This is a genomic window from Roseivirga seohaensis (assembly GCF_001592945.1).
In the GTDB taxonomy this organism is placed as follows: domain Bacteria; phylum Bacteroidota; class Bacteroidia; order Cytophagales; family Cyclobacteriaceae; genus Roseivirga; species Roseivirga seohaensis.
The window spans coordinates 11,351-28,391 of record NZ_LRPB01000002.1; the positions used below are offsets into that span (position 1 = coordinate 11,351).

The 17,041-nt window shown below is 39.7% G+C and carries 9 protein-coding genes; 6 read left to right on the forward strand and 3 right to left on the reverse strand.

Annotated elements, in window-relative coordinates; all coding sequences use genetic code 11:
* Positions 1-75: 75 nt before the first annotated feature.
* Entirely contained in the window at positions 76-2,640 is a 2,565-nt protein-coding gene (locus AWW67_RS01105; RefSeq protein WP_062299633.1) for a M14 family metallopeptidase, read from the reverse strand.
* 460 nt (positions 2,641-3,100) lie between these two features.
* On the opposite strand from AWW67_RS01105, the gene AWW67_RS01110 reads away from it, so the two are divergent.
* From AWW67_RS01110 to AWW67_RS01135, 6 genes are all read left to right on the forward strand, one after another.
* Positions 3,101-5,821 (forward strand): TonB-dependent receptor, encoded by a 2,721-nt coding sequence (locus AWW67_RS01110; protein WP_062299634.1) that lies wholly within the window; start codon positions 3,101-3,103, stop codon positions 5,819-5,821.
* A 216-nt stretch (positions 5,822-6,037) separates the two neighbouring features.
* Entirely contained in the window at positions 6,038-6,826 is a 789-nt protein-coding gene (locus AWW67_RS01115) for an alpha/beta fold hydrolase (protein WP_053224851.1), read from the forward strand.
* Positions 6,827-6,838: 12 nt separating this feature from the next.
* Positions 6,839-7,924: an efflux RND transporter periplasmic adaptor subunit gene (locus AWW67_RS01120; protein ID WP_062299636.1), complete on the forward strand. Its 1,086-nt coding sequence runs from the start codon at positions 6,839-6,841 to the stop codon at positions 7,922-7,924.
* 3 nt (positions 7,925-7,927) lie between these two features.
* Positions 7,928-10,999 (forward strand): efflux RND transporter permease subunit, encoded by a 3,072-nt coding sequence (locus AWW67_RS01125; protein ID WP_062299637.1) that lies wholly within the window; start codon positions 7,928-7,930, stop codon positions 10,997-10,999.
* A 2-nt stretch (positions 11,000-11,001) separates the two neighbouring features.
* A complete protein-coding gene (locus AWW67_RS01130; RefSeq protein WP_062299639.1) occupies positions 11,002-12,312 on the forward strand; it encodes a TolC family protein in 1,311 nt (436 codons plus the stop codon).
* 109 nt (positions 12,313-12,421) lie between these two features.
* Positions 12,422-13,927, forward strand: coding sequence for an MltF family protein (locus AWW67_RS01135; protein ID WP_062299640.1), 1,506 nt, complete (start codon positions 12,422-12,424; stop codon positions 13,925-13,927).
* On the opposite strand, the gene crtD is transcribed toward AWW67_RS01135, so the two are convergent.
* Together crtD and AWW67_RS01145 are read right to left on the reverse strand one after the other, a co-directional pair.
* Complete coding sequence (gene crtD, locus AWW67_RS01140) at positions 13,928-15,391, reverse strand: 1-hydroxycarotenoid 3,4-desaturase CrtD (RefSeq protein ID WP_062299642.1); 1,464 nt, start codon at positions 15,389-15,391, stop codon at positions 13,928-13,930.
* A gap of 396 nt (positions 15,392-15,787) precedes the next feature.
* Positions 15,788-17,041: an NAD(P)/FAD-dependent oxidoreductase gene (locus AWW67_RS01145; RefSeq protein WP_062299643.1), complete on the reverse strand. Its 1,254-nt coding sequence runs from the start codon at positions 17,039-17,041 to the stop codon at positions 15,788-15,790.

Sequence of the window (17,041 nt, forward strand, 5' to 3'; positions counted from 1 at the left end):
TCTAAAATGATTGTCGGAAAACTTAAATAAGGTGGCTTTGTTGAGGCCACCTTATTTGAGTAGTATACTGGTTAATTATTTTGCCGCAGACGAGTTTACGATTCTACCAAAGAAAATAGCGTTCATCATCAGTTTGTTTGTGCCATACCAAAAAGCCCTGAAATTAGGGTTGTCTACCAATGAGACAATTCGCCCTTGACCAAAAGCGCCTACTCTAATGGTAGAAGTGCCTTTTAAAGCTTCAAGATTTGGCTTGTTAATCCAGCCACTACGTAGCGGGTCTTCCGTATATAACCCAGGGTTTGAAAATTTATCTTCAGACGCCTCAATCATTAGGTTGCCTCTTCGCATGGTGGGGAGTTCCTTATTGTAATAACCATAAGCCATTGGGTGCGATAATTCGAGTTCGCTCATGTAAACCCCTCCAGGGATAGATTGCCCACGTTGAAAGTTGGAGATTTGATCGTAAGTGATTTTTTCTCCTGTGTATTGTTCTACGTCTACAAATTTGAGTTGCGTCAGTTTGTTTCTGGCTGCCCATGCCGTGGCACTACTGTTGCTGGCTACTAATGTGCCTCCATTTCTGATCCATTGTTTGAGGTTTTCCATGCCTGATTCAGATAAATTAACCCCTCCTGTAATCACAATCGTATTGTAACGGCTAATGGCCGAAGAACCAAGTCTGTCGGCAGGTAATTTGGTAACCCTCATGTTCATTCGGGTATCTAATAAGTGCCAAATCTCACCGGCATCAGCACTGCTTCCTGACTCTACTACTAGCGCTACTTCTGGCTTATCTATATTTATAAAAGCATTGCTACCTAATGAAACACCTTCTGTGAGCCCGGTATTCATGGCATAAACGTCAATGCCGTCTGTATTGGCAATGGTTTGCATTTGGATATATAGCTCGCTTGCAGAAAGTTTTTGGTTGCTTACGGGCACTAAAATGGTTCCATAGTCAAAATTTAGATCTTTACCATCGCCAAATTTGCTGGTGGCTACTTTAATTCTAATCCCTTTTTCCAGTAAACGGTTGGCTGCTCGCGGAGCATAATAGCCATGCCATTCAAAAGCATAGGCATAATTGCTTTGTCCGCCAATAACGCTTCCCTTAGGGAACTGAGGCTTCATTACTTTATCGCCCAATTGGTTTCGGCCATAATCTCGGCTGCTCAGCTCGCTATACTCAAGGTCAAAAGCGAGCGGGTACGTCCACCCAGAAATATCATAAAAGAGGCTATCTTCAAAAGTGGTTCTTTTTTCAAACATGCCTTTAATTAGCTTGTAATTGCGCTGTTTTAAAGGAATGATGTAACTGTTTTCTGGCGTGTATTCTTCATTGTTGAATTTTAATTTTCTGGATGGTCTATAAAAATCAACTTCTTGCTGGTCTAATATATCCGCCAAATGGTACGACCGTGCAGGGTCTTTTTCTGCCTTGAAAATGTATGCTTTAATGTCATCATTATCGGCATCTCGCAACACACGTTTATAGAAATCTCTTTGATAATCAAGAAGCTCCACGCGCATGTCTACTGCGGCTTTCCAGGTGGAAAGTGCAGTGGTGAACTGGTTTTTTATGGTGAAAGGGAATTCCAAAATGCCATTGTCACTTTCTTGAGCATGGCCTCTAGAGCTTGCTTGCTCAAACAAAATACCTATTCCCCCATTGATGTCAGGAAAAGTTGAGCCTTTTCCGTAATAGAAGTCATCATAACCCTCTTTGGTAAAATAGAGGGAGCCAATATTATCTAAAGCCTCAGCATGAAACTGGCCAATTTTCTCAGTCAATTCTTGATTTCCTTTTGGAGTAAGCGGGTGTGTTCTGGCGGGAACACCCGGCTGGAAAAAAAATGTAGAATTGGTTCCCATTTCATGATGATCTGTGAATACGTTAGGTTTCCAAAGATGATATTTTGCGACTCTGTTTTGCGACTCGGGTTGTTGTACCGGAAGCCAGTCGCGGTTCAGGTCGAACCAATAGTGGTTGGTTCTAGCGCCTGGCCAAACCTCGTTGTATTCCCTGTCATTTGGGTCGGGATTAATGTTTTTTGATTTATGAATGTTAGCCCAAGTGGAAAATCGGTTTAGTCCATCGGGGTTAAGCGAAGGGTCCAGAAGAACTACGGTATTTCTAAGGGCATTTTCAATTTCTGGGCCTTGCGCTGCTGCCATATAATAGGCCACTAGCATAGCCGCATTAGAACCAGAAGACTCATTTCCATGAATACTGAAGCCCATAGAAATAACAGCGGGCATTTTTTTGATATCGAACTTGTCCGATTCGTTTGGGTAAGTAAGCCACACATGGTCCGTTCTTATCTTTTCTATCCCTGCCTGATTATTAGGATGGGTTATAGTAAGCATTAATTGCGGACGCCCCTCGTGTGTAAGGCCAATTTCTTCAATAGTAATTCGGTCTGAAGCTTCAGCGAGGGTACGCATGTATAACACCAGTTTATCATGGGTTATATGCCATTCACCTACCTCATGCCCAATTACAGATTTAGGCGTAGGAATGCTTTGGTTATAAATAACATTGGCAGGTAAATAATAACTTAAATCCTTTTGTGCATTAGCAGAAAAAGAAAGGCTCAGTAAGGCCAACAGGGAAAATAGAGGAGCAAAAACCTTCATAATTCACTTTGTAGTGTCATTTTAATCGAATATAGTGATCGGATTGTGGAAGAAAAAATAGACCAATCTTTTTTAGTTTCTTTCTGCTAGTACGCTTCATTTTTTTGAACGGTTATAAATAATTATGAAAGGAAAATTTACTTTACATTTTTTAACATTTAACTTTGTATCGCAAAACAATAAAGTATGGTTTTGGATCCTGATTTATCAAATGCAGATTTTGGTGTTTTGTATAGAATAAATGGTTGGTGTAAAAGCTTTTAACCTAATTTTGTTTGGTGAAACTGCTTAAAGGTAGAATCTAAAAATGAATATTAAGTTAACGTTAAGTATGGTTGTCATTCATAGCGAAACGTTAACATTTGTTAAAAAGCCGCAGCGTTTCTAATATGTTACTTTTGCCTTGAAAAACAAGTACGATTTCTAATATCTAATCTAATCTATATTTAAAATTTCGTTTATGAGACAATTTTTACTAAGTGTGGTGCTTATACTGGCATCTCAAGCAGCATTCGCTCAGATAACCGGAAAGGTTATTGACGCGGAATCTAAAGACCCATTACAGGGTGCTACAATAGTTATTAAGGGGACTCAAACAGGAACTATTTCTGGTTTTGATGGCTCTTTTAAATTACAAGGTGCTAAGGCAGGAGAAACCTTACAGATATCATTTATTGGCTTTGAGACCATGGAAATGGTAGCAGCAGAAGGAATGGTAGTAGCGCTTGTTCCTAAAGCTAACCTTTTAGGTGAAATTGTTATTACTTCTAACGTGATTGACGTTGCGAAAGAAAGAGAAACACCTGTAGCAATTACTACTATTGCTCCTTCTGAAATTACTTTGAAGGTAGGTAACATGGAGTTTCCTGAGATTATGAACAGAACTCCAGGTGTATATACTACAAAAGAAGGTGGAGGATACGGTGACTCAAGATTGTCTTTGAGAGGTTTTACTCAAAGCAATACTTCTTTCTTGATCAACGGTCAACCAGTAAACGACATGGAGAATGGTTGGGTTTATTGGAGTAACTGGCAAGGAATGACTGACGTTGCTTCAGGTATCCAAATCCAAAGAGGTCTTGGTGCTTCAAGATTAGCTGTCCCATCTGTAGGAGGAACGGTTTCTATCTTCACTAAAGCTGCTGAAGTTGAAGAAGGAGGAACGCTTACTCAAGGTATTGGTAATGATGGTTATGTGAAAACTTCAGTGTCTTACAACACTGGTAAAAATGATAACGGATGGGCAAGCTCATTCTTATTGAGCAGATGGTCTGGTAACGGTTATGTGAACGGAACTTCTGGTGAAGGTTGGAATTACTTTGCAGCTGTTGGTTATGCTCCAGAAGGATCTAATCATGCTCTTAACCTTTCAGTTTTAGGAGCTGGTCAGTGGCACAACCAAAGAAGCAGCTGGGTGTCTATCCGTGATTACATCAATTTTGGTGAGTCAGGTGTTGACAGAAAATGGAATACTGATGCTGGTGAGCTAGGTGGTGAAGAATTCAACATGAGAAGAAACTTCTACAACAAACCATTAGCAACTTTTAACTGGGATTGGGAGATTTCTAATGACGTAAAATTAGCAACATCACTTTATGGTTCTGCCGGTAGAGGTGGAGGAACAGGCCCAAGAGGTGGTAACTTCCGTAACTCAGATATCGACCTATACCCTTTCAATATTGATTTAACCAAACATTTACTCGAAGATGGCAAAGGTGCTGCTTCAAGAAACCCTGACGGTTCTATCGACTTTGATAACGTAATCGCAGTAAATAGAGGAACAACATCTCCATATACAGGTTCAATCTCTGGTTTCCAAGGTCAGTTAATTGGTTCTAATGGTTTTAGAAATGATGGAGTAAATAGAGCTGTACTAGTAAGAAGAGCTTCAATGAACTCACATAACTGGGTAGGTGGTATTTCTACTTTAGATATAACAAAAGACAAATGGAGATATTCTGTAGGTGTTGATTTAAGAAGTTACACTGGTTTCCATTACAGAGCTTTAGAAAACCTAATGGGGCTTGATGGATATTATTCAACTGGTAACGCCAACTCTGCTGGTCAAATCCAAAACGTAACTATCTCTGCTTCTCCGTTTAGAAACACTGGTTTAGAAAGAGAGAAAATAGATTACTTCAACACTGGTATTGTTGGATGGCAAGGTGTTAACGGTTTGATCGAGTATAACAATGAGTCTTCTGTTACTGCTGTATTACAAGCAGGTTACTCAAACCAATCATTCAAAAGAGAAGATTTCTTTGATCAACCAGCAAACCCAATTTCTGAAAAGAAAAACATTGGTGGTGGATATGTTAAAGGTGGTGCGAACTACAACCTTGATGAAAGATCTAACTTCTTCTTTAATGCAGGTTATATCTCTAGACAACCATTGTTCGATGCAGTGTTCCCTGGTTTTGCTAATGACGTAAATACTGATCTTCAAAATGAGGAGATTACTTCTCTTGAGTTGGGTTATGGTTTTGTGAATAATAACTTGAAAGTTAATGTTAACGCTTATTCTACTAACTGGGGTAACAGATTCATTTCACAAGGAGTGTCACTTCCAGGTGGTATTGACGGAACTGCTCAATTCAAAGATGTTGATGTTCGTCACATGGGTCTAGAATTAGAAGTAGACTACAGATATAACAGCCAATTGAAATTCAAAGGTATGGTGTCTGCAGGTGATTGGAAATACACAAAAGACTTTAACGCTACAGTATTCAACGATCAAAACCAGTCAGTTGGTAACGCTACACTTTATGTTAAAGATGCTAAAGTTGGTGATGCTGCTCAGTTTACTTCATACTTCGAGGCTGAATACAAAATTGGAAAATTGAACTTTGATTTAGCTTACCGTTTTGTTGATGGTCTTTATGCTGACTACTCAATTAACAATACTGACTTCTTACAGCCGAACAACAAAGGAGCACTTAAGTTGCCTTCTTACGGATTAGTAGATTTAGGTAGTACAGTAAGATTTGACTTGTTAGGTAACTCATCTTCTTTCAGAGTGAACGTTAACAACTTATTCAACACACTTTACATCTCTGAATCAAACACTAACATTCATAGAGCTAACGAATCTGCTCCTGCATGGAAAGGTATCGACTACGCAAACTCAGTATGGTTTGGTTTCGGAACAACTTGGAATGCTACTTTGAGAATTAACTTCTAAGAGTAAATTTCTAACAATATTAAAGAGGCCATCTTGGGGTAACCTAAGATGGCTTTTTTGTTTACTGAAAATGGGAGTGTTTGCTCACTTATTCGATAAAACTAACCGGCCTAAAGATGCTTTAAACTGGTTATTTTAGGTTTGAACCTTTAAGTTTTTCAAACGGTTAAACAAAAATTAAACCTTTAAGTTAGTTTTGCCTCTAACTGCGAAGCCTTGCTATATTATAAAACATATCGAAATAATCAATCTGATGAATGGGTAGCTTTTATCCATGGTGCCGGGGGAAGTTCTTCCATTTGGTTTCGTCAGATAAAAAGCTTTAAAAGCGAATTTAATGTACTCTTGATCGATTTAAGGGGGCATGGTAAATCTCAAGAAGCTTTTCAGCGCTACTTTACCAACGACCACAACTTTGAGAATATTAGTAAAGATATTATTGAAGTATTAGATCACCTCAAGATTAAAAGCGCCCACTTTGTGGGTATATCACTAGGTACAATAATTATTCGAACACTTTGCGAGATTGCTCCCGAGCGAGTGAAATCTCTTGTTTTAGGAGGGGCTGTTACTCGTTTAAATGTTAGGTCTAAATTTTTGGTGGGGGTAGGCAACGCACTAAAAAGGTTTGTGCCTTTTATTTGGCTCTACAAACTTTTTGCTTGGATTATAATGCCAAGAAAGCGAAATGCTGAATCGAGAGATTTGTTTATTGGTCAGGCCAAAAGACTGTGTCAGCATGAATTTATGAAATGGTTTAAGTTGACAAATAACATTAATCCATTACTAAAATATTTTAACGAGAAGGAAACAATAGCCCCAACCCTATATTTAATGGGTGATGAAGACTATATGTTCCTTCCACAAGTGCTCAAGTTAGTTTCACATCATAAAAATGCGTGGTTAAATATATTGAATAACTGCGGCCATGTATGCAACGTTGAGCAACCCGATGAATTTAACAAGCTTTCAATAGCATTTATAAGAACACATTCCTTATCCTAACTATTTATTACAATGAGTAAAACATCAAGAATAATTCTAGTCTTGATAATCATTTTGGCGGTTGCAGCATGGGCGGTATACCCTCGATTTGATGAAATTACTGGCAGTAGCGCAAATACCGAAGCCTCAGCGCAAAACACGTCAAGGGCTAAATCGGCACTTCCAGTGAGTGGTGTAGTGGTTACACCAAAGCTTTTAGAAAATAAAATTAAGGTTACAGGTTCAATTTTGCCTAACGAATCTATTGAACTTAAAAGTGAAGTTTCGGGCTTAGTCACCAAGGTTCATTTTAAGGAAGGGCAAAAGGTAAAAAAGGGCACCTTACTAGTGAGTCTGAAAGACGATGAACTTCAAGCGCAATTAGAAAAACTACGTTTTAGTAAAAAGTTGGCCGTAGACAGTGAAAATAGGCAAAAGCTGCTACTCGACAAAGAAGCCATTAGCCAAGAGGAATACGATATTTCATTAACCAATCTAAATACACTCGAAGCCGACATTAAGGTGATAGAAGCACAATTGGCGAAAACATCTATTGTTGCTCCTTTTGACGGAATATTAGGTTTAAGAGAAATCAGTGAGGGTGCCTATATTACTAATAGCACTATTATCACCAATTTTTACAGTATCGATCCTGTTAAGATTGACTTTGCCATACCTGGGAAATACGCCTCTATTGTAAGTGTGGGCGATGTAATCCAATTTGAAACCGAAACATCAACAGAAATTTTTAAAGGGACAGTTTACGCTTTCGAACCGCAAATCGATCAGAACACCCGAACCCTAAGAATGAGGGCTATTTCCAGTAATGAAGATGGAAAGCTTTTGCCAGGGCAGTTTGCTAAAATTGAATTGATTATGTCGTCTGTAAATGACGCTCTAATGGTTCCTGCAATTTCCGTAATTCCTGAATTGAATGGCCACATGCTATTTGTAGCTAAGGGAGGAAAAGCGCAGTCGGTGCCAGTGAAAATTGGCCTTAGAACTGAAAGTTCTGTTCAGATTCTAGAAGGACTTAGCCCACAGGATACGGTAATTACCTCTGGATTATTAGAGATAAGACAAGGCTCTTCGATTTCTATTTCATCTTTAACACAATAAAGTATGTCTAGTTTATCAACCATCAGTATCAAGCGCCCCGTACTTGCTATGGTGATGAATATCATCATCGTGATTTTTGGGGTAATTGGTTTTAGCTATTTGGGAGTACGTGAGTTTCCTAGTGTGGATCCTCCTGTAATTTCCGTTTCTACAAGTTATGCTGGCGCGAACGCTCAAATTATTGAAGCTCAAATTACCGAGCCAATTGAAGAAGCGCTCAACAGTATTGCGGGTATTAAAACCTTAACTTCAACAAGTCGTGATGGTGGAAGTTCAATTTCTGCGGAGTTCGATTTAGGTGTTGATTTAGAAGCGGCAACCAACGATGTAAGGGATAAAGTAGCTGGAGTAGTAAGGCGATTGCCCCCCGATGTAGAGCCGCCAACGGTACGAAAGGCAGATGCAGATGCCAGCCCAATTATCTTTTTGAATATATCGAGTAAAGAGCGAAACCTGCTCGACCTTACACTTCTGGCAGAAAACATTTTTAAAGAACGAGTTCAGACCATTCAGGGTATTAGTTCAGTTCAAGTTTGGGGCTCAAAGCGCTATTCAATGCGCTTATGGATGGATCCAGATAAATTGGCCGCCTACCAACTTACGCCATTAGATGTTCAAAATGCCGTAGGCCGTGATAACGTAGAGTTACCTTCAGGGGCGGTAGAAGGCAACAGCACCGAAATCGCAGTTCGAACCATTGGTAGAATTAACTCTCCTGAGGAATTTAACAACCTAATTGTAAAAGAAGATGGCGGAACCATTGTTCGCTTTAGAGATATTGGCCGGGCTGAACTTGCCCCAGAAAATGATAGAACAATTCTGAAGAGAAATGGTGTGCCAATGGTGGGGATTGCAGTAGTAACCCAGCCAGGCTCTAACAGTATCGAGATTGCAGATAACTTTTACGAAAGAATTGAATTAATTAAGAAGGACCTTCCTGCAGATATTGAACTAGGGATAGGTTTTGACAATACCGAATATATTCGAGAGTCGATTAGCGAAGTACAACAAACCATCATTGTTGCCTTTGCGCTGGTGGTGGTTATTATCTTCCTCTTTTTACGAGATTGGAGAACAACCCTGATTCCTGTATTGACCATCCCCATTTCATTGATTGGAGCCTTTTTCGTAATGTACATTTTTGGGTTCTCCATTAATGTTCTTACCCTTTTAGGAATCGTTTTGGCCATTGGATTAGTGGTAGATGATACTATTGTAGTGCTCGAAAATATTTACTCCAAAATTGAAGGAGGAATGGAGCCAGAAGAGGCTGGTATTAAAGGAACGAACGAGATTTTCTTTGCTGTAATTTCTACTACCGTGGCCTTGGTAGCGGTGTTTATGCCTGTGATTTTCCTTCAGGGCCTCACTGGTCGACTCTTTAGAGAATTCGGACTGGTAGTAGCAGGGGCAGTGGTGATTTCATCATTTGTGGCGCTCACGCTTACTCCAATGATGAGTTCTAAGCTTCTGAGAAAATCAGAGAAAAAGAATTGGTTCTACCGTAAAACCGAGCCATTCTTTATAAGCCTCAATCGAGCTTACAATAATTCACTGGATGGCTTTATGAATATGAGGTGGATGGCATTCGTAATTATTTTGCTCTCTGCAGGAATGATTGTTTTCTTTTTGTCTGGAAATAGAATACCGGAAGAGATTGCACCTTTAGAAGATAGAAGCTCGTTAAGTGCCAATGCAACAGGACCAGAAGGAGCCACTTTTGAGTACATGGATAGATATGTTGATAGCATTATCAGTGCTGTAGACAAACATATTCCAGAAAAGGAAGCCTTAATTACGATTACTTCGCCTGGTTTTGGAAACAGCTCTATGAACTCTGCTAGAATTACCATTATGCTGAAAGATCCTTCGGAACGAGAAAGGAGTCAGCAGGAAATTTTAGATGACTTTACCCCAATTTTAGCTCAGTATACCGAAGCCCGAACTTCACTTTCTCAGCCAGCGACTATTGGTGGTAGAAGAAGTAGCGGATTCCCCGTGCAGTACGTAATACAAGCTCCAAATTTGGAAAAGCTGAAGGAAGTACTGCCAGAATTTATGGCTAAGGCGCAAGATTCTCCTGAGTTTACTTTTGTGAACTTGAATTTGAAATTTACTAAACCAGAAATCACTATCGAAATTGATAGAGAAAAGGCTCGAACGCTAGGGATTTCAGTAAGAGATGTAGCTCAAACTTTACAATTAGGTTTGGCAGGCCAAAGGTTTGGTTTCTTTATTTTAGACGGAAAGCAATATCAAATTATTGGGCAAGTAGATAGAGACAACCGAAACGATCCTTTAGATTTAAAGGCCTTGTACGTTAGGTCATCTGATGGAAGATTGATTCAGTTGGATAACCTTGTAAGCCTTGAAGAAAATAGTTCGCCACCGCAACTATATCGTTTCAATAGATTTGCTGCAGCAACAATCTCGGCCAGTTTGGCGCCAAAGGTAACCACAGGGCAAGGAATTGATGTAATGGATGCCATTGCTAAGGAGGTATTAGATGAATCTTTTACTACGGATTTGGCAGGAACATCTCGTGAATTTAGAGATAGCGCCAACAGCCTTTACTTTGCATTCGGATTTGCCTTGATTTTGATTTACTTGGTATTGTCTGCTCAGTTCGAAAGCTTTGTGGACCCTCTGATCATCATGTTTACGGTGCCTCTCGCTTTAGCTGGAGCCTTGCTTGTAATCTGGAGGTACGAAGAGTCACTAAACATCTTTAGCCAAATTGGTATCATTATGTTGGTGGGGCTCGTGTCAAAAAACGGAATCCTGATTGTAGAATTTGCCAATCAAAGAAAAGCCGATGGATTAAGTGTTCGTGATGCTGTTTTGGATGCCGCAAAATCACGTTTCCGACCTATTTTGATGACTTCTCTTTCTACCATTTTAGGAATTTTACCAATAGCTCTAGCGCTTGGCGCTGGTGCCGAAAGTAGGGTTTCTATGGGCGTGGCCATTGTTGGTGGGTTGATTTTCTCTACGGTATTAACACTCTATGTGATTCCAGCGATCTATACCTATTTCACCAGTAAAAAAAGTAGACTTTCAAGAACGACTGCCTAATTATGAAATTGAAAATAGCTTTAGCACTACTCTTTTTCGCTTTAGTAAAAGTAAGTGCGCAAGAACCGCTAACCATTACCGAGGCCGTACATTTGGGGCTTGAACATAACTTATCGATTAAAATTTCAAAGAAATCGGCAGAAACAAGTGCCAACAACTCCGATATGAGCTATGGTGCATTGTTGCCTACTTTCGGAATTTCTGCGAATAAATCGTATAGTAATACAGATGTAACCCAGCAATTGGCGAACAGTAACGAAACCAGAGAGATTAAGGACGCCAAGACCAATAACTTGAATATTTCTCCGACCCTAAACTGGACAGTTTTTGATGGTTTAGGAATGTTTCATACCCGAGATAGATTGAAAGCACAAGCCCAATTAGGGGAAGATGATTTACAAATTCAGATAGAAAATAACATTGCGCTTATCTCTAACGCATATTACAGAGTAGTGTTAGAACAAGAAAGAGCGCGTGTTTTTCAAGATGCCTTAGATTTAAGTAAACAGCGTTTAGAGTTGGCTAATACCCGATACGAAGTGGGTAAGGCTTCAAAACTAGTTTATCTTCAGGCACAAGTAGATTATAATTCCGACTCATCTAGCTTTCTGATTCAGCAAGAATTAATTAATAATGTGAAATTAGAACTGAACAGATTATTGGGGCAAGATTTAGAAAGCGAGTTTGAAATCACTTCTGGCTTTTCTTTTGATAGCTCTATTCAGTTAGAAGATGTACTGGCTGAGGCCAACCTTAATAGCCCTGCTGTGGTAAGAGCACAGAGAAATCGTGAGGTAAATTATTTACAGATTAAAGAACTGAATGCTGAAAAATACCCTACGATTAGCCTCAATTTTGGGTATACTTATAACGATAGAAACTCCGATGCCGGAGCTGTTTTAAGTAACCTTTCCACCGGTTTTAATTATGGTGCTGGCCTCAACTTCAATATTTTCAATGGCTTTGATTTAAAGCGTAGAGAACAGAATGCCAAGATTCAGTTGGAGGTAGCTGAACTTCAAATCCGAGATCTAACGCAGTCATTAGAATCTGATGTGCGTAAAGTTTATGGAAACTACAGAAACAACATTCGCTTGTATCAGCTTGAGGAATTGAACTTAGAAGTAGCCAAAGAGAACTATGATATTGCCCTTGAAAGATTCAAAGTAGGAAACTCAACTGCAATTGAATTACGCGAAGCCCAGATTAATTTAGTTCAGGCAGAAATCAGAAAAATTACCACTCAGTACAACGTTAAGCTATCAGAAATTGAGCTTAAAAGGCTTTCTGGCGGAAATGTAAATAGACAATAAGGTTCCGCTTATTTTGATCTGTAAGATTTGTTGACTATTTTATCTAATTGAATTTGAACGATTTGCCCCTTTGGCTAGTTTAAGTTCTTGCTCACCATCAGGAGAGAATATGATAAAAAGAAAGTCGTTTGTGATTTTTATAGCCCTGTGTTCAGGGCTCCTTCTATTTTCATCGTGCCGAAAAAGCGCTACCACAAGCAATAGTCAACAAACTAAGCCTGAGTTACGCGCTGAACCAGTTAAGATTGGATTTGACGATATTAAAGAGCGCGGCACACTAACCGCGGTAGTCGACAATAGCTCTACCGGATATTTTATTTACAGAGGTCAGCCTATGGGCTATGAATATGACCTATTGTCGCGAATGGCCTCAAATTTAGGGCTGTCTCTTAAAATTAAGCTTACATCAGATATTGAAGAAGCATTCTTTATGCTCAATACGGGAGCAGCCGATGTAATGGCCTACCATTTAACAGTAACCAAAGAACGAACAGAAAGGGTAGCGTTTACAGAGAGTCATACCGAGGTAAGACAAGTGTTGGTGCAGCGCAAACCCGAAGGCTGGAGAAACATGAAGCTTCATGATATAGAAGAAAGTATGATCAGAAACCCGCTGGAATTAGGAGGGAAAGAGGTGCATACGCGAAAGGGCTCTTCTTTCTCCGAAAGACTCAAAAACTTATCGAATGAAATTGGTGAAGACATAATAATCCTTGAGGATGTTGGTGTCATGGATACCGAAGCGTTGATTAAAAAGGTGGCAGAAGGAGAAATTGAATATACAATTGCCGATGAAGATATCGCGATGATTAATGCTACTTACTATCCAGATTTGGATGTGGAAACGGCCATTAGTTTTCCTCAGAAAATTGCTTGGGCAGTGCGTAAAAATGCGCCTATTTTAAAAGATACAATCGATCATTGGCTGGGTGAAGTAAAAGCAACACCAGATTTTAACATGATCTACGACCGATATTTTAAATATAGAAAGTCGCAGAACTTAAGAGCACAAAGTGATTTTAGTTCGGTAGGAGGTACAATGATTTCGCCTTATGACGACTTGTTTAAATTGGCAGCTAAAAACCTTTCTGTCGACTGGGTAATGTTGGCTTCTTTGGCCTATCAAGAATCAAAGTTTGATCCGGAAGTGGAGTCGTGGGCCGGAGCAAAAGGTCTCTTACAGCTTACAGATATTTCTATTGAACGGTTCAACGTGAAGGATCCTTTTGACCCCGAGGAAAGCATAGAGGCAGGAACCGAGTTTTTAGAATGGCTGGAAGGTTATTGGGCTGATAAAGTGTCAGATCCTAAGGAGCGATTGAAGTTCGTTCTAGGTTCATATAATGTAGGGCAAGGCCATGTAATGGATGCTGTAAAGTTGACCAAAAAGTATGGGGGTAACCCCGAAGTTTGGGACGGTAATGTAGCGGATTATTTGATCTCTAAATCAACCGAAAAATATTACACCGACCCAGTAGTACAATTTGGTTATTGTAGAGGTGATGAACCCGTGAACTACGTCAAGAAAATTTTTGAGCGATACGACCAATACAAAACTTTGTTTGCCAAGAACCTAGAAGCACAGTCAGACTCTACTTTGGTTACCTCGCGTTAACTACTCAAAATTATCGGCTACAATCTTTGCCGATAATAGGCATAACGGAATTCCACCACCAGGATGAACGCTTCCACCACAGAAATACAAGCCCTTTATTCTGCTTGAAAAATTTGGGTGCCTTAAAAAAGCAGCATACTTGTTATTTGAACTGTTTCCATAAAGAGCACCTTGGGTAGATGAGGTTCTAACCTCAATTTTAATAGGGTCTAAAATGTCTTCTACCTCAATCAACGGCTCAATAGCTTCACCCAATTGCTTGGAGAGTTTTGCTAAAATATTTTTTCTAGCTTCTTTAATTATCACATCCCAATCTTGCCCCTGGTTGTTAGGCACATTAATCATAGTAAACCAGTTTTGGCATCCTTCTGGGGCATCGTCTGGTTTTTGAGTAGAAGTAATGTTGATATAAACCGTTGGGTCTTCGTAAATGCTTCCTTTTTTGAAAATGTGTTTAAACTCCGTTTCATAGTCATTAGAAAAGAAAATGTTATGAAGGTCGAGTTGCTGAAAATCTTTCTTTATTCCCCAATAAAAAATGAGGGCAGAACTTGATTTCGGTTGATTAATGAGTTTAGTGGGCTTCCGTTCACCTTTCAGTAGCCTTTCATAAGTTCCAACAATATCCATGTTGCTAACTATTCTATCCGTTTTGTGAAAGCCGTATTTGGTTACTATCCCCTTGGCTCTGCCTTCGTGTAATGTGATTTTGCTCACCGAGGTATTGAAGTGAAACTTGACACCTACTTTCAACGCAAGTTGATACAAACTTTGGGTGATGTCATGCATTCCTTTGGTAGGAAAATAGGCACCTATTCCAAACTCTAAATGTGGAATGATATTCATTGTACCCGGTGCTTGATATGGGTCTGAGCCATTATAGGTAGCGTACCTGTCGAAAAGTTGCACAACTTTTTCGTTTTCAAATCGTGCCTGATTGACCTGATGCATGCTTCGATTAAAATTGAACTTGGATAGTTTTCCGTACGATCGGAAGGCATTTATACTCACCCATGTACTTAACTTATGCAGTGATTTGTGCATAAATAATGGTGAGAGGAACTCGTATAGGAACGAACTTTTTCTTAAAGCCTTTTCAATATTCTTTTTTGGTTCTCCTGTTTTTTGATGGACTTCTTCTTTAAACGCTTCTATATCAGCTGCCGCATTAATTTCAGTGCCATCGGGGTAAAAATATTTACAGGTAGAATCAAGTTTTTTGTAATCAAAATAAGCTTTTGCATCTAAACCATGTAACTCATAAAGTGCTTCAACCTCTTCTGGTAAAGTAAATAATGAGGGGCCGGCATCAAAGCGGTAGTCGCCCAATTTAATTTCTGTTAGTTTTCCTCCAGGGTAGGAGTTTGCTTCAAATACGGTTACAATATGCCCTTTCTTGGCCAAGCGAATAGCACAAGCCAAACCAGCCACACCAGAGCCAATAATTGCTACGGTTTTTCCCATAGGTTTCTCTTTAAAAATGGAATACTATGATGGCTACTAAATGTTTTGAGGAGGTGATTTGTTGTACTTAAATAAATGCGGGGTGAAACAATAGACTTTTCATCATAATTCCAAATATATTCATTTGAAAGGCTATTTTTTTAGTGATATATTCTTATTTCAGTGATGGTTATTTAGTGTTCAACCAGTTGATTATCAGTGCTCAATCTGTGTTATGGGTTTCTATCCTGAACTCCTTAACATCGGAGTGAAGGGCTATAATAAGAATTTAGCCCTTCGTAAACTCAAGGATGAAACTATTCATAGATGCCTGATTTCTAAAAAAATCTCCATGGTCAATTTTTAGGAAATTCGGGCCATCTACTTAAGAAACACATCTTCTTTTAGTGGTTTGTATTAGGCAAAGCGCTCAACTTCCAGAAGTGGAGAAACAATAGAGGGTTTATGATTCAAAATTTCTTCGGAAAGCATTTGGCCCGTAATTGGCCCTAAAGTAAAACCAAGCATGGCGTGGCCTGTGCCTACCAGTAGGTTTTTGTACTTTTTTGTTCGGCCAATATAGGGAAGACCATCTGGTGTGCATGGACGCAATCCAGCCCAAGTTTCAATTTGAGAGAAATCTTGTGCTTCAAACTGAGGCATAAACTCTTTTACGGATTTGATGATGCCTTGCACCCTCCGCTCATTAATGTTCAATCCCGTACCTGCAATTTCCATCGTGCCAGCTATTCTTAGCCCGTGCATCATTGGGGTGGTGGCTACTCTTCCTTCCACCAAAATAGAAGGGAGTTTTGGCATAGCAACGGGGGTTGGGAGGGTGAAACTATATCCTTTTCCAGCTTGTAAAGGAATGTCTACCTTTAGTTGCTTCATCAATATTGGCGACCATGAGCCAGCAGCTAATACATATTCATCGGCAGAAAACTCTCCTTGTGAAGTGATTATTTTATCGATCTGGCCAGCTTTGTGAATAATTCGGTCGAGTTGTGTATTGTACTGAAATTTGACCCCAATTTGCTCTAGCTTTTGCTTGAATTCACGCATAAACACGTTGGGTGTCATCCATGCATCGCAACCAAAATACACCGAACCTGCCATATTGTATTGCACATTTGGCTCCATGGTTTCGGTTTCAGTACGACTCAAAACCTCGGCTTCTAGCCCAAAAGATTTGGCCAGTTCTACCAGTTCAATTTCGTGGTGAAGGGCACTTTCGGTTTTGCAGATCATTAAAAGCCCAGGCTTTTTATAACCTGCCTCGATACCTTCTTCCCCCATGATTTTTTCATAGAGCGATTGGCTTTGAACAGTAAGGTCGTAAAGCACTTTTGCAGCGGCATCTACTTTGCTAGGAGTAGCTGATTTCTTAAAAAGAAGTCCCCATTTTATCAGGTCACGATTGAGACGAGGTTTAATATAAAAAGGACTTTCTGAATTGAGCATCCATTTGAGGCCTTGGCTAATAATGCCCGGTGAAGCAAGCGGAATGAGGTGACTGGGAGAAACGTATCCAGCATTTCCGGTAGAGCAGTTGCTACTACCATCGGTATTGTCGATTACGGTGACTTCCACCCCTTGTTTACGAAGGAAATAAGCAGTGCTCAGGCCCACAATGCCAGCACCAATCACAATTACTTTTTTTGTTTCCAT